Here is a 23,575-nt window from a genome sequence, read left to right on the forward strand (position 1 = left end):
CCAGACGAACAACCGGTGTTGCACAGCGACCAGGGCTGGCATTACCGGATGGCGGCTTACCAACATCAGTTACGGGAAAAAGGAATAAAACAGAGCATGTCTCGCAAAGGGAACTGCCTGGATAATGCAGTGATGGAGAACTTCTTCGGCCATCTGAAAGCGGAACTGTATTACTTACAACGCTTTGATAACGTAGAACACTTGGCAAAAGAAATAGAGAACTACATTGATTACTATAACCACCGCCGCCTCAGAGAGAAACTAAAAGGCCTGAGTCCGGTAGAGTATCGAACCCAGGCCATGAAGGCCGCCTGAATTTACATTGTCCAACTTCTGGGGGTCAGTTCACGGCCGCGCCCTTTTCCCGCCTGCATGACCGGATAATGTTTCATAGCGCGCATTCCTTGCCGACAACGCTTTGGCCACAGAGTGGCGGCTGGCTACTCACCATAAGTATGTTGTAACTAAAATGGCAAAAAACGCCGGGCTTGCCGGCCTCTCATCCCAGCGCATGACGGGCGATCATCGCCGCCAGCTGCGGCCTCAATGGCGCGGGCAGGTCATGCCCCATGCCCGGCATGATATGCAATTTGGCGTTGGCGACCGCACGGGCGATCGCAACCCCACCCGCCTTGCGCACCAGCCGATCGCGATCGCCGTGAATGACCAGCGTCGGCGCGGCTATGCGCCGGCTATAACGACGCAGATCGCCGCTGCCGAGCAACGCGGAAAGTTGCCGCTGCATGCCTTCCGGATCCACGCCCCGCTTCAGCAACCACGCCACCAGCGTATCCAGCTCCGCCTCCTCCGGCGGATAAAATCGGGTGCCGAGCGCGCGCAGGAAGGTTTTCATCCCCTCGTGGCGCTGCTGCAGCGTCAAATCGGCCGCAGGCCGGCGCGCCAACAGCCATAGCAGCGAAGGGGCCGGCGGCGGTAACAGCGGTTGATTGGTGCTGGAGAACAAGATGCATAACGAGGCGACGCGCTGCGGGTATTCGGCGGCCAGCACCTGGGCGATCATCCCCCCCATCGAAGCGCCCAGTACGTGAGCCTGCGGAATGCGTAAATGATCGAGCAGATGCGCCGCGTCCGCCGCCATGTCCGCCAGGGTATAAGGCACCGGCGTTTGCCAACCGAGCTGGGCGCGCAACATCAGCAGCCACAACGGCTGCGTACGTTGTGCCTGCGTTTTGCCGGAAAGGCCGACGTCTCGGTTGTCATAGCGGATCACCCGAAATCCCTTGGCCACCAGGGCGCGGCAGAAGTCGTCAGGCCACAGCAAAAGCTGTGCGCCGATACCCATGATGAGCAGCAGCGGCGGGTGCGCCTCATCGCCCCAATCCTCATAGGCCAGCGGCACCTCGCCCTGTTCGGTCACGCCACAACGAATTGATATCTCGTTCATGTTAAATCCTTTTTACCGTGCCTGGCGGTCATTATAACAGCAATCCCACTCCCCACCGCCGCCCTGTACATTAGGTTACATGCCGAAACCAATCACTCACGGAAAGGCGGACGCCGTTTGCCTACTATCATTTCAACGGCCCCGCAGTGGGGTTGATACCCAAAAGCCATATTGAGGATTCCGCGATGAAAAAAGTATTAGCTCTGGTTGTTGCCGCTGCAATGGGTCTGTCTTCCGTGGCTTTCGCTGCCGAGGCTGCCACCACCGTACCTGCGGCTAGCTCAACCACCGCCACCGCTGCGCCGGCTAAAGCCCAGGTGAAACACCACGGCAAGAAAGCCCCGGTTCAGAAAGCTCAGGCGGCCAAAAAGCATCACAAAAAAGCCGGTGCGAAAGCCCCGGCCCAAAAAGCCCAGGCGGCTAAAAAACACCACAAGAAAGCCAGCCACAAAAAGGCGTAACAACGTGAGGATCCCCTCACCGTTTCAGGCTTGACGTGTACAACACCCGGTTCGCCGGGTGTTTTTTCATCGGGGGTTCGCATTGATGCTGCGCCGCTACCTGTTCGAGATCGTTCTGACCGCCCTGATCCTTTGCGGACTGATCGCCGTCTTTTTTTACCTGTAGCCTGCCGCATCGCCGGCGGGAAATTATTGAAAAATCAATTATTGCCCATCCACACGGATGCTAAATCAGTCTATAGTTAGCATTCAGTGTGTTTATGGATGATCCGTATTTGTCAGGCAAGAGATCTATGCGCAAATCCGTTTTACTGTTGCTGTGCTCACTCCCGCTCATCGCTGCTCAGGCGGCACGCGCCGACGGCCCGTCCAAGGCCGAGCAAACGCGTCTGTTTTTCGGCAAAGATGAACGCATCAAGGTCACGGATACCACCGCCCAGCCCTGGCAGGCCATCGGCCAGGTCGAAACCGCCAGCGGCAATCTGTGTACCGCCACGCTGATCTCCCCACACCTGGCGTTGACCGCCGGCCACTGCGTGCTGGCGCCGCCGGGGCAACTGGATAAAGCCATCGCCCTGCGCTTCGTGGCGGGCGATAAATCCTGGCGATATCAAACCGACAATATCGAAACTCTGGTCGACAGCAAGCTGGGCAAAAAGCTGAAGCCGGACGGCGATGGCTGGATCGTGCCGCCCGCCGCCGCCGCTTATGACTTTGCGCTGATCCGTCTGAAAGACAAAAAGCCGCTGCCGATCGCACCGTTGCCGCTGTGGCAAGGCGACAGCAAGGCGCTGACCCAGGCCCTGAAACAGGCCAAGCGGTTGATTACTCAGGCGGGTTACCCGGAGGATCATCTGGATGACCTCTACAGCCACCAAAACTGCAAGGTCACCGGCTGGGCCCAGCAAGGCGTACTGTCGCACCAGTGTGATACCCTGCCCGGCGACAGCGGCTCACCGCTGCTGTTGAAAACCGCCGACGGCTGGCAGTTGATCGCCATCCAAAGCTCGGCGCCGGCGGCGAAAGATCGCTACCGCGCCGATAACCGCGCCCTGGCGGTGCCCGGCATCCGCGAAGCACTGGACGCCCTGGCGGCGGGCAAATAGCCTTTATCTCCACAAGCGCTGGTTTCAGGCGATCTCCCTTAACCAGCGTTTAATCCGAGAGAAAGAGGGTTTTAATGTTAAGAAACATGCCATTATCGCCTTGATTAAAACCCGACAGTTCTTTGTGTCATGCCAATGATTGAAAATATTGCCATGCTCTGGGGGAATAATCTGAGGCAATAATGACATATAAATAACTCTATCTTTTTGGTTCTAATAAAATGCTCAGAAATCTCATCGTGAAAACTCCTTATATTTCCCTTTACATAAAATCGATGCCGTATCAAATCAACTTATTTGGGTGTGAAATTGATATGTATATTCTTTTCCCTGGTAAAGGCCAAAAGCTCACCCAAACACTCTTCTCGGCCAATCCCAGACTGTTTTACACCACCAAATGGAGCACCAAGAAAATGTTTAGCCACATCATTTATCCACACAAACCCTGCCTCAACATCCTGAGCCAATTGATTCGCGTCTTGCAGGCTGTCAGTCCATATAGAACAAGTTAGCCCAAGATCCAACTGATTCACTTGTTGAATAAGACTTTCCTTGTCATCCCATTTTATAATGGACAACACGGGACCAAAAATTTCTTCCTGTGCAATATCCATATCCATGGTTACATCAGCAAATACAGTTGCTTCAAAAAAACAGCCGTTCTTTAGTGATTCATGTGCGGGCCTTGAGCCTCCGGCAATAAGCCGTGCCCCAGCGAGCTTTGCCTGCTCAACATAAGATTCCACGCGGCTTAATTGAGCCTGAGAAATCAATGCCCCCATGGTGGTTTCAGGGTCTGACGGTATGCCTGGTTTAAATCGAGTCACGCGCGATGCAACCTTTTCGATAACATCCTCATATATATCGCTATGAATGTATGCCCGGCTTGTTGAACCACATGATTGCCCGCACCACTCAAAATTCATACCACGTATCACAGCATCAGCAACTTGATCTGGATGAGTATCAGAGAAGGCAATGAGGGCATTTTTTCCACCTAACTCAAGCAGCACCGGTTTTATCGTTTCCGCGGCTGCACGCATTACCGCCCGCCCCGTAGGTATGCTTCCGACTACAGTGATCATTGAAACGCCTGGATGCTGCGAGAGTGCAGCGCCAACGGCCTTCCCTCCTGTCACCACATTGAAGACCCCTGGCGGCAACAGTTCGTGAAAGAGCTCAGCCAGTCTCAGCGCCGAGAGCGGACTTTGCTCTGAGGGTTTAATTATAACGGCATTTCCCGCCGCCAACGGCGCAGCTATTTTCCCCGCACACGTCAGGAGTGGGTGGTTGAAAGGAATTATTCGCGCAACAACACCATAGGGCTCCCGTGTCGAAAAATTAACGGTCCCGACTCCCATTGGGATTGAGCTTCCTTTCATCTCGGTGACAAGTCCCGCAAAGAAGTCCAGCAGTTCTGCCGCCGCAGCCACATCCCCATATAACATCTGCACAGGGTTTCCGCAGTCAATGGCATCAAGCAACGCCAGCTCGCGTAAATTGCTGCGGATTACAGCAGCCATTTTTCGAAGTGTTTTTGCTCTTTCGAGTGGCTTGACTTGACGCCACAGCTGAAATCCATTTCTGGCGGCGTCAATAACGGAAGATACATCGCGTTCGTCAGCTTCTGCAACTTTGCATAACTCCGTTCCGCTTCCTGGGCTATTCACTGCTCTGACTTCACCTCCGACGGGAGCATGCCAATTTCCGCCATAATACAGATTACGGGAAATGGGTAATACGCTCTGCCAAGAGGACGCTTGCGATTGCATACTATATTCATCTGCCATAATTAAGCTACTCCTATACAAATTTATCATTTAAATAACTCATCAAATATCACTGTGATTATGATGCCCTATCTTCTCAGATGAGAGGGTTAAATCTATCAGTAACTGTGGTTTGCCTTGCTTTGCTTTCCGCCAACGCGTTCATCAAAAAGTTGGCGACTGACCGTTTTTATAAAAACAGCCAGATAACATCTCATTCCGCTTTCAAATACTGATGCGCGACCTCTTCAGAATAGGCGCCGCTGTGTGGAGCATAAGGCAAAAATGCCGTATTCCCATAATGCATCCGGAAAAACCCGCTGAGCTATCCATTGCCAATTATAAATATCAGTGTCGTTTACAAAATCAGTAAGACAACAAACACAAGAAATGAAATGTCTATGATTGTAAATATCACTATAAACCGACCCACCGTCATCATCCCTCCTTCCAGTGCGCTCAAACATATGTTCTCTGATAGCCGATGTATGCTATTGCACTGTCTCCGTTGTAGATTAATATACCCACTTGACTCACTCATATTTATCTGTCGGCGGCTCTGGTAAAATATCTTTTCGCTATTAAGGGCGGTAATTCAGCTTCACCATCAGCACATTGAGCATAATTAATTCAACATCTCAGCCAGTTCTTCCGCACCTTTGTCAATTCCCACCTCGGCCGCGTTGAGCGAGCCGATACTTGCACCGATATTCATAGCATTCGGATACTGTCTGGCCACGTAGGCGTTGAGAAGGCTATGGTTAGAAGCATCATAAAGCTCCACAACGTAATTCACTGAGCCGTTGAATAATCCTTCCTCACCACGGATAGATTGCACAATATTGTAAGGCCCTCCCACCAGAGGGTCTAACTTAGTGATAGTGCCGATAAAAGACGTCGTCGTATCAGCACCTGTTAGCGTCAGTTTTAATCGGATAGTACCGGAAATTGGTGTGCTGACCTCCCGGAAGTGTGGACGCAAACTTTCGCTGAATTTGTTATACATATAATCCGCCAATAACTTGCGCTCTTCCGGTAAGAGATCGCCAAACTGGTGATCCCCCCCTTGATAAATAACGACCGGTTCGATAATGATATTGGTGTATTTACTCCAGTCCACTGGCGGGGCATAGCGGTAAGGAATACGGTTGGATTTATCATCAGTGTTAGGAGTGAGCAATGATGATGAATCAATGCTAGCATACCGTACCGGTGGTTTTGCCGAACATCCGGCCAAAATAACGGTAGGTACCGCAACAACCAAGAGAAAAGCGTTGATGTAATTAGACATTTAAGACTCCCGACCAGAGATATCATCGATACTGATTTTAACTGATTGTTTTTCCCCAGAAAAACAACCGAAATATGGTGCTTAACAAGACTTTTTCTTTAGGTGGATTGTGGTGTACACAACCAAGAGCGATCATAAAAACATCAAAACAGTACTACTTGGTACACTTTTATCATAGTTTCATCGCGTGTCAAGAAAAAGCCTCTTGTCATGTAACCATTGCTTTAACGGTAAGGAATGCTAATGAAAGTACGTACTAAAGCACGCCGCGACGCTATCGTCGAAGAAGCGGCATTGCTTTTTCAAGAAATGGGCTATGAACGAGCGTCAATGAATGAACTGGTCAAGCGGATTGGCGGATCGAAAGCGACTCTTTACCGTTATTTCCCTTCTAAAGAGGCGCTATTTGTCGCCGTTGTTCGTGAACATGCAACTCAGCACCTCACAGATGCCGCTGATGGACTGATGATTGATGCGCAAACTTTCACGCTGGAACAGACTTTGATGCGTTTTGCCGAGCGAAAGCTGCAGGTTGTTGCCAACGATAATAGCGCAATCGCCGTTTATCGGATGGTGGTTGCCGAGTCTGGTAATTCTGATATCGGCACTCTATTTTATGATGCAGGAATACGAGAAAGTGTAACAAAACTCTCGGAACTCATGGCGATAGCGATGGAGCGTAAGGAACTGCATTTGGCAGATCCGCACCTTAGAGCTTTACAATTTTTGTCGCTATTAACCGCAGAGGTTGATATGCGTGTGTACCAGCGCCAATTAACCCCGCTAAGTACACCGCAAATTCAGGAAATGGTTTGCCATGCAGTTCACATGTTTTTAAATGGAGCGGCATTCAGAGATAATGGCTGAAAAAAGGCCTCTGTACCTCAGGCATCCCTCATTTTTTCTTTTAACAATTCGTTTGAAATCACGCTGAATCATTAAATTCAGTGTAGTCACGCATCTGGTATTCAAGGTTTTCGAAACAAACTTTGGGACAAACATGCACCTGAAACATCCCCGTTCTCTCAGTAATGCAGCCTCCAGCGCACTCGAAGAGGGTTCGGCTCGCCTTTCATGCCATCGGAGCCGAGCCTGGACAGGCAAACGCCCCCTGGCAGAAATATGCCAGGGGAATGCCTCCACGGTGCCCCCTCTCGCCCGGCGGCCCAAAACCTTCTGCCCGGCCAGTTGTGCTGTCTGTCGTTCGACGCCGGCCGGCGCACCCGAACTTAGCCCGAAAGCTGTTCGATAGTTTGCAGAATGCGCTTGTCGGAGATCGGGTACGGCGTGCCCAGCTGCTGCGCGAACAGGCTGACGCGCAGCTCTTCGATCATCCAGCGCACCGCTTTCACCTCTTCCTCCTGCTGCCGCTTGGGCGGCAGCTTGTTCAGCCACTGCTGCCAGGCCTGCTGCACCTGCTCCACCCGCAGCATCTGCGCGCGATCGCGATGCGGATCGATGGCCAGTTTTTCCAATCGGCGTTCGATCGCCTGCAGGTAGCGCAGCGTGTCCGGCAGGCGTTTCCAGCCGTTGCCGGTGACGAAACCGCGGTAGACCAGGCCGCCAAGCTGGGTTTTGATGTCCGACAACGCCAGCGCCAACGACATATCCACCCGGCCTTTCAGCCGTTTGTTGATGTTGAAGACCGCCGTCAGGATCTGCTCAACCTGCCTGGCCACCTCGACGACCGTGTCGTTCAGCTCGGCGCGGATCTGCTCCTGCAGGCGCGCAAAGCCTTCTTCTTGCCAGACCGGGCCGCCGTGTTCGGCGATCAGCTTGTCGATACCGCACGAAATGCAATCGTCGATCAGCTCCAGCACCTTGCCGTACGGGTTGAAGTAGAGCCCCAGCTTGGCCTTGTTCGGCAGTTTTTCATGCAGGTATTTGATCGGCGAAGGAATATTCAACAACAGCAGGCGGCGCGTGCCCTGCCACATCGCCTGTTGCTGCTCGCTTTCGCTGTCGAACAGGCGGATCGCCACGCTGTCCTTTTCATCCACCAACGCCGGGTAAGCCTTCATCGAATAGCCGCCGCGCTTCTGCTCGTAAAACGCCGGCAGTTGGCCAAAGCTCCAGACATGCAGATTGCTCTGCTCCAGCCCATCGTCGGCCACCGCCGACAGCGTCTCCTGCACCTTCTCTTTCAGCTGCAGGCGCAACGCGGCCAGGTCTTTGCCTTCGCGCAGCGTCTGATTTTTCTCGCCCACCACGCGGAAGGTCATCTTCAGGTGATCGGGTACCTGATCCCACTGCCAGTCATCACGTGACACGGTCACGCCAGTCATGCGCCGCAGCTCGCGCTCCAGCGCGTCCAGCAGCGGCAATTCCAGCGCAGTGACGCGGCCAAGGAACGCCTCGGCGTAGTTCGGCGCCGGCACGAAGTTGCGGCGCACCGGTTTCGGCAACGATTTGATCAGCGCAATCACCAGCTCGCGGCGGATGCCGGGGATCTGCCATTCGAAGCCCTGCTCCTCCACCTGGTTGAGGATCGGCAGCGGAATGTGCACCGTCACGCCGTCGGCGTCAGTGCCCGGTTCAAACTGGTAGCTCAGCCGCAGCTTGAGGTTGCCCTGATGCCAAAAGTTCGGGTAATCGAGCGCGCTGATCTTGTTGGCGCCGTCCTTGATCAGCATCTCTTTTTCGAAGTTCAGCAGATCCGGCTGCTGTTTGGCCGCGCTCCTCCACCAGCTGTCGAAATGACGGCCGGAAACCACGTCGTTGGGGAGACGGCGATCGTAGAAGCCGAACAGCGTTTCGTCATCCACCAGGATGTCGCGGCGGCGTGATTTATGCTCCAGCTCCTCCACTTCGGCGCGCAGCTTTTGGTTGTCGCGGAAGAAGGCGTGGCGCGTCTGCCAGTCGCCCTCCACCAGCGCATGGCGAATAAACAGCTCACGGCACAGCAGCGGATCAATGGAGCCGTAATTGACCTGGCGCGCCGCGACGATCGGCAGGCCGAACAGCGTGACCTTTTCGCTGGCCATCACCGCCCCCTGCGACTTCGACCAGTGCGGTTCGCTGTAGCTGTGTTTCACCAGGTGCTGAGCCAGCGGCTCGATCCATTCCGGTTCGATGCGCGCAGCGATGCGCCCCCACAGGCGGCTGGTTTCCACCAGTTCGGCCACCATGGTCCACTTCGGCGGCTTCTTGAACAGGCCGGAGCCGGGGAAGATGGAGAAACGGGCGTTGCGCGCGCCGGTGTATTCCTGCTTGTCCGCATCCTTCTGGCCAATGTGCGACAGCAGGCCGGTCAGCAGCGCGGTGTGCACGCTGCGGTAGTCGGAAGGCGTGCTGTTGATCGGCAGCCCCAGCTCTTTCACCACCTGGCGCAGCTGGGTGTAGATATCCTGCCACTCGCGCACCCGCAGGTAGTTGAGGAAATCGTTGCGGCATAGCCGGCGGAACTGGCTGGAGGAGTTCGCCTTTTGCTGCTCCTGCAGATAATCCCACAGGTTGACGAACGCCAGGAAGTCCGAGTCCTTGTCGGCGAAGCGGCGGTGTTTTTCATCCGAGGCCTGCTGCTTGTCCATCGGGCGCTCACGCGGATCCTGAATCGACAGCGCGGCGGTGATGATCATCACCTCGCGCACGCTGCCGCTCTTCTGCGCTTCCAGCACCATGCGCGCCAGACGCGGGTCGATCGGCAACTGCGCCAGCTGGCGGCCCTGCGGCGTCAGCTGATAGTGGCCGTTGTCGGCGGTGGCGATCGCCCCCAGCTCTTCCAGCAGGCGCACGCCATCCTGAATGTTGCGCTTGTCCGGCGCCTCGACGAACGGAAACGCGGCGATGTCGCCCAGCCCCAGCGAGGTCATCTGCAGAATGACCGACGCCAGGTTGGTGCGCAGAATTTCCGGATCGGTAAACGCCGGCCGCGACAGGAAATCCTGCTCGGAGTACAGACGGATGCACACCCCTTCCGACACGCGGCCGCAGCGCCCTTTACGCTGGTTGGCAGAGGCCTGCGACACCGGTTCGATCGGCAGGCGCTGCACCTTGGTGCGGAAACTGTAGCGGCTGATGCGCGCGGTGCCCGGATCGATGACGTACTTGATGCCCGGCACCGTCAGCGAGGTTTCCGCCACGTTGGTGGCCAGCACGATGCGGCGGCCGTGGTGCGACTGGAACACCCGGTTCTGCTCGCTGTTCGACAGGCGTGCATACAGCGGCAGCACCTCGGTGTGCGGCAGATTGAGGCGGTTCAGGGCGTCGGCGGTATCGCGGATCTCGCGCTCGCCACTCATGAAGATCAGAATGTCGCCCGGCCCTTCGCGGCCAAGCTCGTCCACCGCATCGAAAATCGCCTGCAGCTGGTCGCGATCGGTATCGTCGCCGTCGTCGACCACCGGGCGGTAGCGCACCTCCACCGGGTAGGTGCGGCCGGAAACCTCGATGATTGGCGCATTGTTGAAATGGCGCGAGAAGCGCTGCGGATCGATGGTCGCCGAGGTGATGATCACCTTGAGATCCGGGCGCTTCGGCAGCAGTTCGCGCAGGTAGCCGAGAATAAAGTCGATGTTGAGGCTGCGCTCGTGCGCTTCATCGATGATCAGCGTGTCGTACTGCATCAGCAGGCGGTCCTGCTGAATTTCCGCCAGCAAGATACCGTCGGTCATCAGCTTGACCAGGGTATTTTCTCCCACCTGATCGTTGAAGCGCACCTTGTAGCCGACGCTGCCGCCGAGCGGGGTTTCCAGCTCGTCGGCGATGCGGTTGGCGACGGTGCGGGCCGCCAGGCGGCGCGGCTGGGTATGGCCGATCAGCCCTTTCACCCCGCGCCCCAGTTCCAGGCAGATCTTCGGCAGCTGGGTGGTTTTCCCCGAGCCGGTCTCCCCGGCGACAATCACCACCTGGTGATCGCGGACGGCGTTTAATATGTCCTGTTTTTTTTGGCTGACCGGCAGGCTTTCCGGATAGGTAATGCGCGGGCAAGACGCGGCGCGCGCCTGCACTTTTTGCCGCGCCGCCGCGATGTCGCTTTCTACTTCGGCGGCCACCGCCAGCTGGGCATCGGGATTTTTGATTTTTCGTGCGCCCTGCAGGCGACGACGCAGACGTTGTTGATCGCGGAGCATCAGCTCACCCAGTTGGGCCGGCAGTGCCTCGAGCGGAGATTTCACGTTCGGTGTTCCTTGTTTCTTCGCCGCCAAGGCCAGGCTTGGCAACGGTTTGATGTTTTTTTAGCGATTTTTTTGCTTTAGCCGCACAGCCTATCACAAACGGCTTTCTCCCCCTACTTCCGCGAGTAAAGCCTCGCCATGTCATTCAATAAAATCGAACGAAGATCTCGAAATATTGCGCTATCACTGTTGGAGGAATGTGAATAGCATGTACTCCATGCAAGGGACGCTGAGTCCTGATGTCACTGTCACAACGTAAGGAATTATCGATGAGCAACGTATTGGTTCTGAAATCAAGCATCCTGGCGACCTACTCTCAGTCTAACCAACTGGCCGATTTCTTCGTAGAGCAATGGAGCAACGCCCACAGCGGCGACACCATCACCGTGCGCGATCTGGCCGCACAGCCCATCCCGGTGCTGGACGGTGAACTGGTCGGCGCGCTGCGTCCTTCCGATGCTCCGTTGACCCCGCGTCAACAAGAAGCGCTGGCCCTGTCGGACGAGCTGATCGCCGAGCTGCAGGCCAATGACGTCATCGTGATTGCCGCGCCGATGTACAACTTCAACATCCCGACCCAGCTGAAAAACTATTTCGACCTGGTTGCCCGCGCCGGCGTGACCTTCCGTTACACCGAAAACGGTCCGGAAGGCCTGGTGAAAAACAAACGCGCGGTGATCCTGACCAGCCGCGGCGGCATTCATAAAGGCACCCCAACCGACCTGGTGGAACCTTACCTGCGTCTGTTCCTGGGCTTCATCGGCATCACCGACGTGGAGTTCGTCTTCGCGGAAGGCATCGCCTACGGCCCGGAAGTGGCGACCAAAGCACAGGAAGACGCCAAGGCGGCCCTGTCTCAGGTGGTGTCTGCCTAAGATCCTGCGCAGGGGCGCCGCGCCCCTGCCGGACAAGAAGCAAGTCCTGTCAAACCTGCACTACCCTCATAATAATCATCTATCCGTATCTCTTGGCGCGCCAGACGGCGCGCTTTTTTTATTTCTTCAGCCACTGGCCGTTGATGCCGCGCACATACTCGCCGCTCTGCGCCCGCGTCACCAGCTTCTGCCCGGCCATGCGCGCCACTTCGTCGACGGCGATATGGTTGCCGTCCGCCACTTCCTGATACTTCTCGGCGCGGCCGGCGTTGATGCGCTTCACCAGCGCCAGCGTTTCCGCGTCCTGCTTCACCGGGGCGATATAGCCGCTCAGGGTTTCGCCCACCCGCCCTTGCTGCTTCGCCTCATCCAGCGTCAACGCCATCGCCACGCCGCTGAACAACCAGGCGGCGCCGGCCAGCCACAAATAACGTTTTTTCATGTCGGCTCCTAGAACAGACCGCTTTGGGTTTTCAGCAGGTTTTCGACGTCCTTATCCACCTTGATATGAATTTCATGCTCGATCTTGACGTTCATATTGATGGTGATCGGATCCTTCGGCGTCGCCACCTCGATGCGCGGCACGCAGCCGCTCAGCAGCGAAACGCACAGCACCGCTGCCAGCGTCGACACACTCATGATTTTCATTATTGCTCCCCAGGTTGTGAGAGGGCCTGCTCCAGCCACTCCTGTAAATTGTCGCCGAAGCGCAAACTGCGCCACAGCTGAAACACGTTTTCCTGATGCCGATAGTTCAGGATCACCTCGCGCTTGGCGTTCTTCTGCGGGTTGATGCCGTCGATACGCGCGCTCAGCGTCAGCTCGCCCAGGTTGTCGAGATCGACCCGGGCGTGCGAACGGTTGATTTCCATGTAGCGCAGCCAGTCGATCGCCGCGCCGGTCGCCAGGTTGTTGCTGCCGATGGCGTCGGCCATGTCTTTGTCCAGCCGCAGCGTCAGGGTGCCGGCGTTGGCGATCCAGCCGTTCTGCACCAGCCATTTCGGGTGGTTCAGGAACAGCGGCAGCTCACCGTCGACCCGGCCGGACATGGCGAACTGCTTCGGCTTCAGGGCGGTAAACAGCGCGCTGAGATCGACCTTGTCCAGCTTCAGCACCGCGGCGTCATGCTGCGGCAACCGCAGCGCCGACAGGCTGATATGCCCGTTGAGCATGTCCACGCCGACGTTGCTCAACGTCAGCGGCTGCCCTTCGCTATAAGGATAGGTGCCCTGCAGATCGGCGGAAATGTTCTGCATCTCGAACAGGTTGCTGAAAGACTTGATGCGCAGCGACACCGGCTGTTTGGCCCCCAGCAGCCATTGATGCTGCTTGAACCGGTACGACAGGATAAAGTCCAGGCCGCTCATTTCGCCGTCTTTCAGCCACATGCCGCCGTTTTTCACCACCCAGTGGCCGCCGGCCTCGAAGCCCTGCTCGCGGGCGGCGGAAAACGCCGACTGCGCATAAAACTCGCCGTCGCGCAGCGTGAGATTGAGATCCGGCGCGAGCAGCGGCTGGAAGACCTTCAGCGACTGTTTCGGCCACCAGGCTTCACCGCGCAGGCGTTCGCCGTCCCAACGGCCGCGCAGCGCGATCGGCCCGATCTGCTGCGCCTGCAGTTTGCCCTGCAGCTGGAAACTGTCCGGCGAAAGGCCGTTCACCTGCAGCGCCAGCACCGGTGCCGGCAGATGGCCGCCGTCGCTGAAGCTGACCTTATCCGCCGCCAGTTGCAGCTCGCCGTTGAACTGCGGGCTTTGTTCATCACGCCGCCAGCGCAGCGGCCGGTTGAGGCTCAGGCGCGGCGCGGCGACCGTCACCAAACCATACTTCAATTTATCGAAACCGGTGGAGAGCTTGTCGAGCACCAGCTCGCTGTCCTGCCAGCGCCCGCTGCCGGCGACGTCCCAGGCGGCCTGCAGCGGCGGCAACCGGCCGTTGCCCCAGTAACGCCACTGCCAGTCGCCCTTGTCCGGCCAGAAATCCTGCGCCTGGCCGTCCAGGTGCAGCTTGAAGCGCCCCCAATAGCTGTCGCTGGCGTTCAGAATCGCCTGCAGGCGGCCGGTGATACCGGCGGCGGTCACCTTCACGCCCGCCAGCGGCAAACGCGCCTCTTCCAGCGTCATTTCCGGCGTCACCTTGCCCCACAGGCGCAACAGCGCCCCTGGCTGCAGCACCAGCGTCGGGTTGAGAATGCTGCCGCCGATCACGCCCGGAATCGACGCGGTGGCGGAGAAGTCGGCCAGATTGGCCTGACCGGTCAATTGGAAGCGCAGATCGCTGTCGGTCAACCCTACCTTGCCCGGCCCGAGGGTGAGCACCGCATTGCCCTTGCCGTTGTGGCCGGCGGTGATCACGTTCAGCCGCGCGCTGATCTCCGTTTCATCCCACCCTTTGCTCCAGTCGTGCAGCGCAACGCTCAGGCCGCCGTTCAACGGCTGCCCGCTGTACGGCCAACGCCACTCGCCCTGCCTGATGCTGACCCGCTGCGGCGCGACTTCCCACGGCAGCACCGCCAGCGGCCGATCGTCGCCTTTTTCGCTTACCGTCAACACACCCTGCCGCTGTTGCCAGCGCATGTCCAGCAATACCGGTTTTTCCAGATAGGCGGTCTGCATTTCCCCCTGCAGCGCGCCCTGCGTCGGCAGGCTGGCCAGATCCAGCGGAATGGTTATCTTGCCGGCGAGACGCAGCGGTTGCGCGCTGTTGGGCGGGACGACGGTCAGGCTCTGCAACGTCAGCTGCTGTTTTTCATCCAGTTGCGCCTCGGCGCTGAGATTCGGCCCCTGATAATGCAGGCGTTGCCCGTCAGGGCCGGAGGAAAGCTGCAGCTTGCCGGCATAACGCTGCCAGGGAACCAGCGTCAGGTCATTAATGGTGAGATCCAGCGGCGGCAGCTGTTGCTGCAGCTGATCGAGCGCCAGCGGCGCGCTGTTGGCGTCGCCGCCCGGCAGTTTTGACAAACAGGCGCTATCGACGCTGACCTTATCGCTCGACAGCTGCCAGCGGCCCTGGCGGTAAGCCAACCGCGTCGGCCCGACGTTGGCCAGCAGGCAATCTTGCGCGGTGAAACGCGCCCCCGCCAGCGCCAGGCCGCCCTGGCGCCAGTGCAATTTGCCCTGCAACTCCAGGCGGCTTCCCGCCGGCAACCAATGCGATAACACGCCCGGCAGCCAGCGCGGCAAAGTTTGCCACAACGCCAGCACCAGAATTGCGCAGCCCGCCACCGTCCCTATGAATACTTTTAATCGCCTGGTCATTAAATGATTGCTTCGTTCCTGAGTTAGGCATTGGTTAAGTCTATGCCTGAATTGACAATAATGATGGCATGAATTTGACATAGGGTGAAGCTGAGCGGGGTCGCAGCGGCGATTTGCACCTTTTTGGCGCAAACGTGTGCGGAGTTGTAGATTTTCGTTACATATGCATCACATAAACAGGACAGTTTTCAGACTTTTGTTATTGTCGTTGCCATTGATGATTAATAGTCTTGCAACCATTCTAATAAAAGTTCAGCTGCTAGCTAACTGTGTACTAGAGAAGCCATTCCCCACACCCCCGTGGGGATTTTTTTGCCTTAATGCCGAATCACGGCGTCAATAAAATCGTGCAATATGCGGCTGTCGCTCGCTTTACGCCAGATAGCATAAATATCGCTGCGCATTTCATTCCCGCATTCTATGTATGCAACCTTTCGCTGCCGCGCCAGGCTTTCGGGCACAAACGCATAGCCTAATCCCGCTGTTACGCAGGCAAATATCACGTCGTAGCATTCCACCTCCAGCAGCGCGGCGGGGATGACTTGCTGCTTCTGCAGCCAGGCGTCCACCAGATGGCGATAGTGGCATTGCCGCGAATAAACATAGAGATCGCTTTTTGCCAACAACGCCGGCCGACATGCCCCGCCAATGAAGACCAAACGCTCCTGGAAAGCGCGCCGGCTCTGCATCTGCGGATGTTCGAGCGGCCCATCTGAAAACACCACGTCCAGCGCCCCTTTTTGCAGCTGAAACTCCAGATCCAGCGAATATCCCTGCACCACACTCAGCTGAACGCGGCGATTCTGCGCACGGTAATGGGCCAACTTTTGCGGCAAATGATGACTCAAGGCGATATCCAGCGCGCCAAGCCTCAGTTCGCCCTGCACCGGATCCTGTTCAAACTGCGCTCGCGCCCGCTCTTCGATAGCCAAAAAGCGCTTGGCCTTATGGTAAAGCGCCCGGCCTTCCGGCGTGAGCGACAGCCGATTGCGCTCACGCTCGAACAGCGTGACGCCGCACGCCATTTCCAGCTCTTTTAATTTCTTGGTCACGTTAGAGGGCACGCAAAACAGCCGCTCCGCCGCGGCCGTGAGACTCTCCGACTCCACCACCATGCAAAAGGTGGCTAACTGGGCACGTTTAAACATCTTAAGCCCTCACCAAAAGTGAACGATTCACGAACTTTATTTCACTTTTAGTCAGCCATCAAGTCCGTAAAATCCTCGCTGTCAGCACAATGCTGCCCCTGGAGATATCCAGTTTCATTACCGACCGAGGAAATCAATCATGATTACGCTCAACGTCTTTTTTCAGGTCAATCCGGCCAAGCGGCAAGCGTTTCTGAGCCTGCTCAACACCATGGTGCAGGAATCCAATAAAGAAACCGGCTGCTCTTTTTACCAGCTTTGGCAATGCCAGAGCGATGAGAACAGCTACGCGCTGATCGAAAACTGGGACGATAAGGCGGCGCTTTCAGCACACCAGAAAACGCCTCATTGGATCGCCTTTAACGATGTCGTTAACAGTTATTTGACCCATGATTACGATGAGCATCATTACACGGAAATCGCTCGTTAAAACCGCGTGAACCGGCCCAATGCGGGCCGGTTTCACTCCCCTGTCTGATAGAACAAGCCCCGCGCGGGACAAACTGCTAACCAATTGTCGAATTTACTAAAATCTGTTAAATTGATCACAAAATCACGGTGGAGAAACCACGATGAAATTGGCGATATACAGTACCAAACAGTATGACCGTAAATATCTCGAACTGGTGAATCAGCAGTTTGGCTATGAGCTGGAATTCTTCGACTTTTTACTCAGCAAAAAAACCGCCAAAACGGCCGCCGGTTGCAAGGCGGTGTGTATCTTCGTCAACGACGACGGCAGCCGTGAAGTGCTCGAAGAACTGGCGGCGCTGGGCGTCGAAATTCTCGCCCTGCGCTGCGCCGGTTTCAATAATGTCGATCTGGACGCCGCCAAAGAACTGGGCATCAAGGTGGTGCGCGTGCCGGCCTACTCACCGGAAGCCGTGGCGGAGCACGCGGTAGGCATGATGATGTGCCTGAACCGCCGTATTCACCGCGCCTATCAACGCACCCGCGACGCCAATTTCTCGCTGGAAGGGCTGATCGGCTTTAACATGCACAACCGCACCGCCGGCGTGATCGGCACCGGTAAAATCGGCGTGGCGACGATGCGCATTCTGAAAGGCTTCGGTATGAAGCTGCTGGCTTACGATCCGTTCCCGAGCGAACAGGCGCTGGAACTGGGCGCGGAGTATGTCGACCTGAAAACGCTGTACGCGCAGTCCGACGTGATCACCCTGCACTGCCCGCTGACGCCGGAAAACCACCATCTGCTGAATGCCGACGCCTTCGCGATGATGAAAAACGGCGTGATGGTGATCAACACCAGCCGCGGCGCGCTGATCGACTCCACCGCCGCCATCGACGCGCTGAAGCAGCAGAAAATCGGCGCGCTGGGAATGGACGTTTACGAGAACGAACGCGATCTGTTCTTTGAAGACAAGTCTAACGACGTGATTCAGGACGACGTGTTCCGCCGCCTCTCGGCCTGCCACAACGTGCTGTTTACCGGCCATCAGGCTTTCCTGACCGAAGAGGCGCTGACCAGCATTTCGCAAACCACGCTGCAGAACATCAGCCAGTTGGATCGCGGCGAAGCCTGCCCGAACCAGTTGAACGCCTGAGCGTCACCTCGGGGCGCCCTTGCGGCGCCCTGTTTATTTGAGAGAACGCGATGAGAAAAACCACGGTAGCCGCCCTTGCGGCGCTGGCTTTAGCGGGGTGCAGCATGAAACCACATACGGCCGTCACGCCAGGCGATCTGCTGCATCACAACTTCGTGTTGCAGAGCGTGGATGGCGAAACGGCGAAACCACCGGCGGGCGGCGGCCTGCTCAATCTGGAGTTCGGCGAGAACCTGCATGTCTCCGGCGCGATGTGCAACCGCTTCTTCGGCCAGGGGCAATTACGCGACGGCGTGCTGACGGTGAAACCGCTGGCCACGACGCGCAGACTGTGCCCTGATGAACAGCGCAACCGCTGGGATCAAGTGATCGGCACCGTGCTGGAAAACGGCGCCGAAGTGACGCTAAGCGCCCAGCAGCTGACGCTCAACGGCAGCGGCCACACGCTTATCTACACCCTGCGCGATTGGGTGTATTGATCCTGCGCGCCAGGCCTGGCGCTGCGGGCTTACCCGGCGCAGCTGCCCAGGCCCAGCGTGCGTTCTTCGCACTGCTTGCCGTTCGGCATTTGGCACATGCGCAGCGCTTCACCGTTCAGGTTGTGCGCGATGGTGGTGACGCCGCCGACCGCCGCGCAACCGGCGCTGGTCTGCAACGTATTGATTCTGGCACTGTTGCCCTGCTGTACTGGCTCTTCGTTATTGCTGCTGCAGGCGGCTAAAAGCAGCACGGCGCTGGCAAGCAGCCATTTTGATGTCGTCATTATCCCACTCCTGAACCCGGAACTGCGCTGTGTAAAATCGCCATTGCTGATAACGCGCGTCACTTGGCGGACACGTTTCGCTATCTTTGATGCAAACTTGTTTAATCTAGCTCGATATATAAATAATGAAAATATATTCCAGCCATTATTTGTCGTTTTTTTGCGTCGGCCGGACATTTATTTTGTTTGCAGAATATTTCCGCACCGGCGCGCGGTGCCAAACGTGACGGCGCCACCCGCTGCCAGGCTTCGGCCGCACGCAGAAAGTGATAACGTCACCGCTGCCGACCAGGAAGTTTTTCCGGCGATATCGCTATTCATTATCTTCGCGTGCTTTCAGTGAAACGGCGCATTTTTTGCTACCGGAGAGGACGATATTTGCGTCTATGCTGGCGGCGCTAAGTAATTAGCATTCCACTATTTTCAGTGAATGATGGCTGAATTCTTCAACCGGCGCGACTTGCTGTCGCGCCGGCCTTTTTTCACATTAAAATAACACTCAGTGCACCGTGGCTTTCGACAGTAAATTAATCACCAGCACGCCGGCAATAATTAATCCCATGCCGACGATCGCCGGCCAATCCAATTTTTGCTGATAAACAAATACCGCGGCGACCGACACCAGCACGATCCCCATGCCTGACCAAATCGCATACACGATGCCCAGCGGCATACTCTTGACCACCATCGACAGCCCCCAAAATGCCACGCCGTAGCCCAGCACCACCAGCAGCGACGGCCACAGGCGGGTAAAGCCCTCGGAGGCTTTCAACATGGTGGTGGCGATCACTTCCGCGACTATCGCCATCGTCAAATACATAAATGCGCTCATGATTTTCTTCTGTCAGTTTGCCGGTGCGCAATTATGACGCGCCGGAAATAAATTGTCTTTAAACGATGAAAACAATTTATTGCCGCCGGCCCCCAATCGACGAGGAAATAGGCCTTTGACGATTTGTCACCCGCCACACAAACACGATAAAGCCGCGTTCAAACCCTCTGTTAGACTTTTTTCCATTACTGCGAAAGTGCGCTTTCGCGGCTTTGAGAGCAATGAAAAGGTAACGCCGATGATAACTACAGATGGTAATAATGCAGTCGCTTCCGTGGCCTATCGCACCAACGAAGTGATTGCCATCTACCCTATCACGCCGAGTTCCACCATGGCGGAGCAGGCGGATGCCTGGTCCGGCGATGGCCGGCAAAACATCTGGGGCGATATCCCCCGGGTAGTGGAAATGCAGTCGGAAGGCGGCGCGATCGCCACCGTGCACGGCGCGTTGCAAACCGGCGCGCTGTCGACCTCGTTCACGTCATCGCAGGGTCTGCTGCTGATGATCCCGACGCTGTACAAACTGGCCGGCGAGCTGACGCCGTTTGTGCTGCACGTGGCCGCGCGCACCGTAGCCACGCACGCGCTGTCCATCTTCGGTGACCACTCGGACGTGATGGCGGTGCGCCAGACCGGCTGCGCCATGCTGTGCGCCGGCAGCGTGCAGGAGGCGCAGGACTTCGCGCTGATCTCGCAGACCGCCACCCTCAACGCGCGCGTGCCGTTTATCCATTTCTTCGACGGCTTCCGCACCTCGCACGAAATCAACAAGATCGTACCGCTCAGCGACGATACGCTGCGGCAAATGCTGCCGCAGGCGGCGATCGACGTTCACCGCAGCCGGGCGCTGTCGCCGGATCATCCGGTGGTGCGCGGCACTTCCGCCAACCCGGACACCTATTTCCAGTCGCGCGAAGCCACCAACCCGTGGTATGACGCCACCGGCCAGCACGTGATCGACGCCATGGCAGCCTTCGCCGCCCTCACCGGCCGCCACTATCGGCCGTTCGACTATTACGGCCACCCGCAGGCCGAACGCGTGGTGGTGGTGATGGGCTCCGCCGCCGGCACCTGCGAAGAGGTGATCGACACCCTGCTGGCCCGCGGCGAGAAAGTCGGCGTGCTGAAAGTCCGGCTGTTCCGGCCGTTCTCCGCCAAATACCTGCTCGACGCGCTGCCGGACAGCGTGCGCAGCGTCGCGGTGCTCGATCGCACCAAAGAACCGGGCGCGCTGGCCGAGCCGCTGTATCTGGACGTGATGACCGCGCTGGCGGAAGCCTACAGCCGGGGTGAGCGCGCCACGCTGCCGCGGGTGATCGGCGGCCGTTACGGCCTGTCGTCGAAAGAGTTCGGCCCCGACTGCGCGCTGGCGGTGTTCCGCGAGCTGGCCCAGCCGCAGCCGCGCCCGCGTTTCACCGTCGGCATCTTCGATGATGTCACCGGCCTTTCGCTGCCGCTAAGCGACGAAATCCTGCCGCAGCGCGCCTCGCTGGAAGCGCTGTTCTACGGTTTGGGCAGCGACGGCTCGGTCTCGGCCACCAAGAACAACATCAAGATCATCGGCAACGCCACGCCGCTGTATGCCCAGGGCTATTTCGTCTACGACTCCAAAAAGGCCGGCGGCCTGACGGTGTCGCACCTGCGCGTCAGCGAGCAGCCGATCAACTCGGCCTACCTGGTCAGCCGCGCGGACTTCGTCGGCTGCCACCAGCTGCAGTTTATCGATAAGTACCAAATGGTCGAACGCCTGAAGACCGGCGGCACCTTCCTGCTCAATACCCCTTACGGTGCCGACGAGGTCTGGTCGCGCCTGCCGCAGGAGGTTCAGACGCTGTTGCACCAACGCCAGGCGCGTTTCTATATCATCAACGCCGCCAAGCTGGCACGCGAATGCCGGCTCGGCGCGCGCATCAATACCGTAATGCAGATGGCGTTCTTCCACCTGACGCAGATCCTGCCGAGCGACGTGGCGCTGCAACAGCTGCAGGACGCCATCGCCCGCAGCTACAGCAGCAAGGGCCAGGAGATCGTCGAGCGCAACTGGCAGGCGCTGGGTGCCACCCGCGCCGCGCTGACCGAGATCCCGCTGCAGCCGGTCGACGCCAGCAGCCCGATGCGCCCGCCGGTGGTCTCGGACGCCGCGCCGGACTTCGTCAAAACCGTCACCGCCGCGATGCTGGCCGGGCTGGGCGATGCGCTACCGGTTTCCGCCTTCCCGCCGGACGGCACCTGGCCGGTGGGCACCACCCAATGGGAAAAGCGCAACATCGCCGAAGCGATCCCGGTCTGGCAGCCCGACCTGTGTACCCAGTGCAACCACTGCGTCGCCGCCTGCCCGCACTCCGCCATTCGCGCCAAGGTGGTTCAGCCGGCGGAGATGGAGCACGCCCCCGCCTCCCTGCAGTCGCTGGATGTCAAAGCGCGCGATATGCGCGGCCAGAAATACGTGCTGCAGGTAGCGCCGGAGGATTGCACCGGCTGTAACCTGTGCGTCGAGGTCTGCCCGGCGAAAGATCGCCAGAACCCGGAGATCAAGGCCATCAACATGGCTTCGCGCCTCGATAATCTGACGGCGGAGAAAGACAACTACGACTTCTTCCTGCAGCTGCCGGAAATCGATCCGGCGCAGCTGGAGCGCATCGACATTCGCACTTCGCAGCTGATCACGCCGCTGTTCGAGTACTCCGGCGCCTGCTCCGGCTGCGGCGAAACGCCGTACATCAAGCTGTTGACCCAGCTCTATGGCGACCGCTTGCTGATCGCCAACGCCACCGGCTGCTCGTCGATCTACGGCGGTAACCTGCCGACCACGCCTTACACCACCAACGCCGAAGGTCGCGGCCCGGCGTGGGCCAACTCGCTGTTCGAAGACAACGCCGAATTCGGCCTGGGCTTCCGTTTAACGGTCGATCAACATCGCGCACGAGTGCTGCGCCTGCTGAATGCTCTGGCGCCGCAGCTGCCGGAGCGGTTGGTCAATGCCCTGCAGATGGTCGACGTGGCGCCGGAGCCGCGCCGTAAGCAGATCGCCGAACTGCGCACGCTGTTGGCCAATCTCGAAGGCGAAGACGCGCGCCAGCTGGCGGCCGGCGCCGACTACTTGGTGGATAAATCCATCTGGCTGATCGGCGGTGACGGCTGGGCCTACGACATCGGCTTCGGCGGTTTGGATCACGTGCTCAGCCTGACGGAGAACGTCAACGTGCTGGTGCTCGACACCCAGTGCTACTCCAACACCGGCGGCCAGCAGTCGAAGGCCACGCCGCTCGGCGCGGTGACCAAGTTCGGCGAACACGGCAAGCGCAAGGCGCGCAAGGATTTGGGCGTCAGCATGATGATGTACGGCCATGTCTACGTGGCGCAGATCTCGCTGGGGGCGCAGCTCAACCAAACGGTGAAAGCAATTCAGGAGGCCGAGGCCTATCCGGGGCCGTCGCTGATCATCGCCTACAGCCCGTGCGAAGAGCACGGCTACGATCTGGCGCTCAGCCACGATCAGATGAAACAGCTGACCGCCACCGGCTTCTGGCCGCTGTACCGCTTCGATCCGCGCCGCAGCGCCGAGGGCAAGGCCGCATTGGCGCTGGATTCGCGGCCGCCGAACAGCAGCCTGTCGGAAACGCTGCTGAAAGAACAGCGTTTCCGCCGCCTGAACGCGCAGCAGCCGGAAGTGGCCAGCGCGCTGTATCAGGCCGCCGAGAAAGAGCTGCAGGAGAAATACGATTTCCTCAGCCTGCTGGCCGGCAAGGCGGAAAAATCTGCCGCAGAGTAACCTCCCTCAGGGCGCGAGCGATTCGCGCCCTGTTCTTTTACCGCCGGCGTCAGCCGCAGCAAAAACCCGCTGGCATTCCTGCGCGCAATCCGTACCATACAGGCCTCGCGTCGGGCGCGTGGCAGCAGGATGATGAATAATGATCAAAAGCGGCCAGTTGAATGGTAAACTCGCGGCTACAACGCCATGCCCCTAGTGCCCCCCATTGAGAATG

General features: G+C 57.9%; 21 protein-coding genes. 10 read left to right on the forward strand and 11 right to left on the reverse strand.

The genetic code is table 11. The features are described from left to right. The coding region (locus tag ACK3CV_RS13460; RefSeq protein ID WP_489009864.1) for a transposase at positions 1-315 on the forward strand (315 nt) is incomplete at its 5' end. 184 nt (positions 316-499) lie between these two features. Here ACK3CV_RS13460 and ACK3CV_RS13465 read toward each other — a convergent pair. Then, the gene (locus ACK3CV_RS13465; protein ID WP_164040532.1) at positions 500-1,405 is read right to left on the reverse strand and encodes an alpha/beta fold hydrolase; all 906 of its coding nucleotides are present in this window, start codon (positions 1,403-1,405) and stop codon (positions 500-502) included. Between the two features lie 185 nt (positions 1,406-1,590). Between ACK3CV_RS13465 and asr the strand changes: the two genes are divergently transcribed. The 3 genes from asr to ACK3CV_RS13480 all read left to right on the forward strand — a co-directional run bounded on the left by asr (position 1,591) and on the right by ACK3CV_RS13480 (position 2,972). Next, positions 1,591-1,866 (forward strand): acid resistance repetitive basic protein Asr, encoded by a 276-nt coding sequence (gene asr / locus ACK3CV_RS13470; protein WP_033634659.1) that lies wholly within the window; start codon positions 1,591-1,593, stop codon positions 1,864-1,866. Between the two features lie 85 nt (positions 1,867-1,951). Then, positions 1,952-2,032, forward strand: a complete 81-nt coding sequence (ydgU, locus tag ACK3CV_RS13475) for a small membrane protein YdgU (protein ID WP_455677416.1) — start codon at positions 1,952-1,954, stop codon at positions 2,030-2,032. A gap of 127 nt (positions 2,033-2,159) precedes the next feature. Further along, positions 2,160-2,972, forward strand: a complete 813-nt coding sequence (locus ACK3CV_RS13480) for a trypsin-like serine peptidase (RefSeq protein ID WP_033634660.1) — start codon at positions 2,160-2,162, stop codon at positions 2,970-2,972. 293 nt (positions 2,973-3,265) lie between these two features. Here the strand turns inward: ACK3CV_RS13480 and ACK3CV_RS13485 are convergent, their stop codons facing one another. Both ACK3CV_RS13485 and ACK3CV_RS13490 read right to left on the reverse strand, forming a co-directional pair. Further along, the gene (locus ACK3CV_RS13485) at positions 3,266-4,762 is read right to left on the reverse strand and encodes an aldehyde dehydrogenase family protein (protein ID WP_204280381.1); all 1,497 of its coding nucleotides are present in this window, start codon (positions 4,760-4,762) and stop codon (positions 3,266-3,268) included. A gap of 604 nt (positions 4,763-5,366) precedes the next feature. Then, a complete protein-coding gene (locus ACK3CV_RS13490) occupies positions 5,367-6,032 on the reverse strand; it encodes a DUF3313 domain-containing protein (RefSeq protein ID WP_047567285.1) in 666 nt (221 codons plus the stop codon). A gap of 243 nt (positions 6,033-6,275) precedes the next feature. On the opposite strand from ACK3CV_RS13490, the gene ACK3CV_RS13495 reads away from it, so the two are divergent. After that, entirely contained in the window at positions 6,276-6,899 is a 624-nt protein-coding gene (locus ACK3CV_RS13495; RefSeq protein WP_164040534.1) for a TetR/AcrR family transcriptional regulator, read from the forward strand. A 362-nt stretch (positions 6,900-7,261) separates the two neighbouring features. Here ACK3CV_RS13495 and hrpA read toward each other — a convergent pair whose 3' ends face one another. After that, positions 7,262-11,149: an ATP-dependent RNA helicase HrpA gene (gene hrpA / locus ACK3CV_RS13500; protein ID WP_164040536.1), complete on the reverse strand. Its 3,888-nt coding sequence runs from the start codon at positions 11,147-11,149 to the stop codon at positions 7,262-7,264. Between the two features lie 269 nt (positions 11,150-11,418). On the opposite strand from hrpA, the gene azoR reads away from it, so the two are divergent. Beyond that, the gene (gene azoR / locus ACK3CV_RS13505) at positions 11,419-12,024 is read left to right on the forward strand and encodes an FMN-dependent NADH-azoreductase (RefSeq protein ID WP_033634661.1); all 606 of its coding nucleotides are present in this window, start codon (positions 11,419-11,421) and stop codon (positions 12,022-12,024) included. On the opposite strand, the gene ACK3CV_RS13510 is transcribed toward azoR, so the two are convergent. The 5 genes from ACK3CV_RS13510 to ACK3CV_RS13530 form a co-directional block, all read right to left on the reverse strand. Continuing rightward, a complete protein-coding gene (locus tag ACK3CV_RS13510) occupies positions 12,021-12,158 on the reverse strand; it encodes a hypothetical protein (protein ID WP_107685448.1) in 138 nt (45 codons plus the stop codon). The genes azoR and ACK3CV_RS13510 overlap by 4 nt on opposite strands. Continuing rightward, positions 12,143-12,466: a YdbL family probable chaperone protein gene (locus ACK3CV_RS13515; RefSeq protein ID WP_033634662.1), complete on the reverse strand. Its 324-nt coding sequence runs from the start codon at positions 12,464-12,466 to the stop codon at positions 12,143-12,145. The genes ACK3CV_RS13510 and ACK3CV_RS13515 overlap by 16 nt, the downstream gene beginning before the upstream one ends. Before the next feature lie 8 nt (positions 12,467-12,474). After that, positions 12,475-12,672, reverse strand: coding sequence for a YnbE family lipoprotein (locus ACK3CV_RS13520; RefSeq protein WP_025302979.1), 198 nt, complete (start codon positions 12,670-12,672; stop codon positions 12,475-12,477). Continuing rightward, positions 12,672-15,281, reverse strand: coding sequence for a YdbH family protein (locus ACK3CV_RS13525; protein ID WP_074025893.1), 2,610 nt, complete (start codon positions 15,279-15,281; stop codon positions 12,672-12,674). The genes ACK3CV_RS13520 and ACK3CV_RS13525 overlap by 1 nt, the downstream gene beginning before the upstream one ends. A 317-nt stretch (positions 15,282-15,598) precedes the next feature. Beyond that, positions 15,599-16,429 carry a LysR family transcriptional regulator gene (locus ACK3CV_RS13530; RefSeq protein WP_060438613.1) on the reverse strand — a complete coding sequence of 277 codons (831 nt, stop codon included), beginning with the start codon at positions 16,427-16,429 and terminating at the stop codon, positions 15,599-15,601. 139 nt (positions 16,430-16,568) lie between these two features. Between ACK3CV_RS13530 and ACK3CV_RS13535 the strand changes: the two genes are divergently transcribed. The 3 genes from ACK3CV_RS13535 (at position 16,569) to hslJ (ending at position 18,473) form a co-directional block, all read left to right on the forward strand. Beyond that, positions 16,569-16,859: a putative quinol monooxygenase gene (locus tag ACK3CV_RS13535; RefSeq protein ID WP_033648435.1), complete on the forward strand. Its 291-nt coding sequence runs from the start codon at positions 16,569-16,571 to the stop codon at positions 16,857-16,859. Between the two features lie 142 nt (positions 16,860-17,001). Then, a complete protein-coding gene (locus tag ACK3CV_RS13540; protein WP_016927571.1) occupies positions 17,002-17,994 on the forward strand; it encodes a 2-hydroxyacid dehydrogenase in 993 nt (330 codons plus the stop codon). 50 nt (positions 17,995-18,044) lie between these two features. Next, positions 18,045-18,473, forward strand: coding sequence for a heat shock protein HslJ (hslJ, locus tag ACK3CV_RS13545; RefSeq protein WP_039565951.1), 429 nt, complete (start codon positions 18,045-18,047; stop codon positions 18,471-18,473). Positions 18,474-18,502: 29 nt separating this feature from the next. Here the strand turns inward: hslJ and ACK3CV_RS13550 are convergent, their stop codons facing one another. Then, positions 18,503-18,757, reverse strand: coding sequence for a DUF333 domain-containing protein (locus ACK3CV_RS13550; RefSeq protein ID WP_015377999.1), 255 nt, complete (start codon positions 18,755-18,757; stop codon positions 18,503-18,505). Positions 18,758-19,256: 499 nt separating this feature from the next. Further along, the gene (ssmE, locus tag ACK3CV_RS13555) at positions 19,257-19,589 is read right to left on the reverse strand and encodes a multidrug efflux SMR transporter SsmE (protein ID WP_033634669.1); all 333 of its coding nucleotides are present in this window, start codon (positions 19,587-19,589) and stop codon (positions 19,257-19,259) included. Positions 19,590-19,827: 238 nt separating this feature from the next. On the opposite strand from ssmE, the gene nifJ reads away from it, so the two are divergent. Further along, a complete protein-coding gene (nifJ, locus tag ACK3CV_RS13560; protein WP_164040538.1) occupies positions 19,828-23,361 on the forward strand; it encodes a pyruvate:ferredoxin (flavodoxin) oxidoreductase in 3,534 nt (1,177 codons plus the stop codon). Positions 23,362-23,575 lie beyond the last annotated feature (214 nt).

The organism is Serratia sp. TSO36 (assembly GCF_057808395.1).

Bases quoted from the DNA above. Each gene is read 5' to 3' on its own strand.
- ACK3CV_RS13465 (WP_164040532.1), bottom strand. From the start codon at position 1,405: ATGAACGAGATATCAATTCGTTGTGGCGTGACCGAACAGGGCGAGGTG.
- asr (WP_033634659.1), top strand. From the start codon at position 1,591: ATGAAAAAAGTATTAGCTCTGGTTGTTGCCGCTGCAATGGGTCTGTCT.
- ydgU (WP_455677416.1), top strand. From the start codon at position 1,952: ATGCTGCGCCGCTACCTGTTCGAGATCGTTCTGACCGCCCTGATCCTT.
- ACK3CV_RS13480 (WP_033634660.1), top strand. From the start codon at position 2,160: ATGCGCAAATCCGTTTTACTGTTGCTGTGCTCACTCCCGCTCATCGCT.
- ACK3CV_RS13485 (WP_204280381.1), bottom strand. From the start codon at position 4,762: ATGGCAGATGAATATAGTATGCAATCGCAAGCGTCCTCTTGGCAGAGC.
- ACK3CV_RS13490 (WP_047567285.1), bottom strand. From the start codon at position 6,032: ATGTCTAATTACATCAACGCTTTTCTCTTGGTTGTTGCGGTACCTACC.
- ACK3CV_RS13495 (WP_164040534.1), top strand. From the start codon at position 6,276: ATGAAAGTACGTACTAAAGCACGCCGCGACGCTATCGTCGAAGAAGCG.
- azoR (WP_033634661.1), top strand. From the start codon at position 11,419: ATGAGCAACGTATTGGTTCTGAAATCAAGCATCCTGGCGACCTACTCT.
- ACK3CV_RS13515 (WP_033634662.1), bottom strand. From the start codon at position 12,466: ATGAAAAAACGTTATTTGTGGCTGGCCGGCGCCGCCTGGTTGTTCAGC.
- ACK3CV_RS13520 (WP_025302979.1), bottom strand. From the start codon at position 12,672: ATGAAAATCATGAGTGTGTCGACGCTGGCAGCGGTGCTGTGCGTTTCG.
- ACK3CV_RS13525 (WP_074025893.1), bottom strand. From the start codon at position 15,281: ATGACCAGGCGATTAAAAGTATTCATAGGGACGGTGGCGGGCTGCGCA.
- ACK3CV_RS13530 (WP_060438613.1), bottom strand. From the start codon at position 16,429: ATGTTTAAACGTGCCCAGTTAGCCACCTTTTGCATGGTGGTGGAGTCG.
- ACK3CV_RS13535 (WP_033648435.1), top strand. From the start codon at position 16,569: ATGATTACGCTCAACGTCTTTTTTCAGGTCAATCCGGCCAAGCGGCAA.
- ACK3CV_RS13540 (WP_016927571.1), top strand. From the start codon at position 17,002: ATGAAATTGGCGATATACAGTACCAAACAGTATGACCGTAAATATCTC.
- hslJ (WP_039565951.1), top strand. From the start codon at position 18,045: ATGAGAAAAACCACGGTAGCCGCCCTTGCGGCGCTGGCTTTAGCGGGG.
- ACK3CV_RS13550 (WP_015377999.1), bottom strand. From the start codon at position 18,757: ATGACGACATCAAAATGGCTGCTTGCCAGCGCCGTGCTGCTTTTAGCC.
- ssmE (WP_033634669.1), bottom strand. From the start codon at position 19,589: ATGAGCGCATTTATGTATTTGACGATGGCGATAGTCGCGGAAGTGATC.
- nifJ (WP_164040538.1), top strand. From the start codon at position 19,828: ATGATAACTACAGATGGTAATAATGCAGTCGCTTCCGTGGCCTATCGC.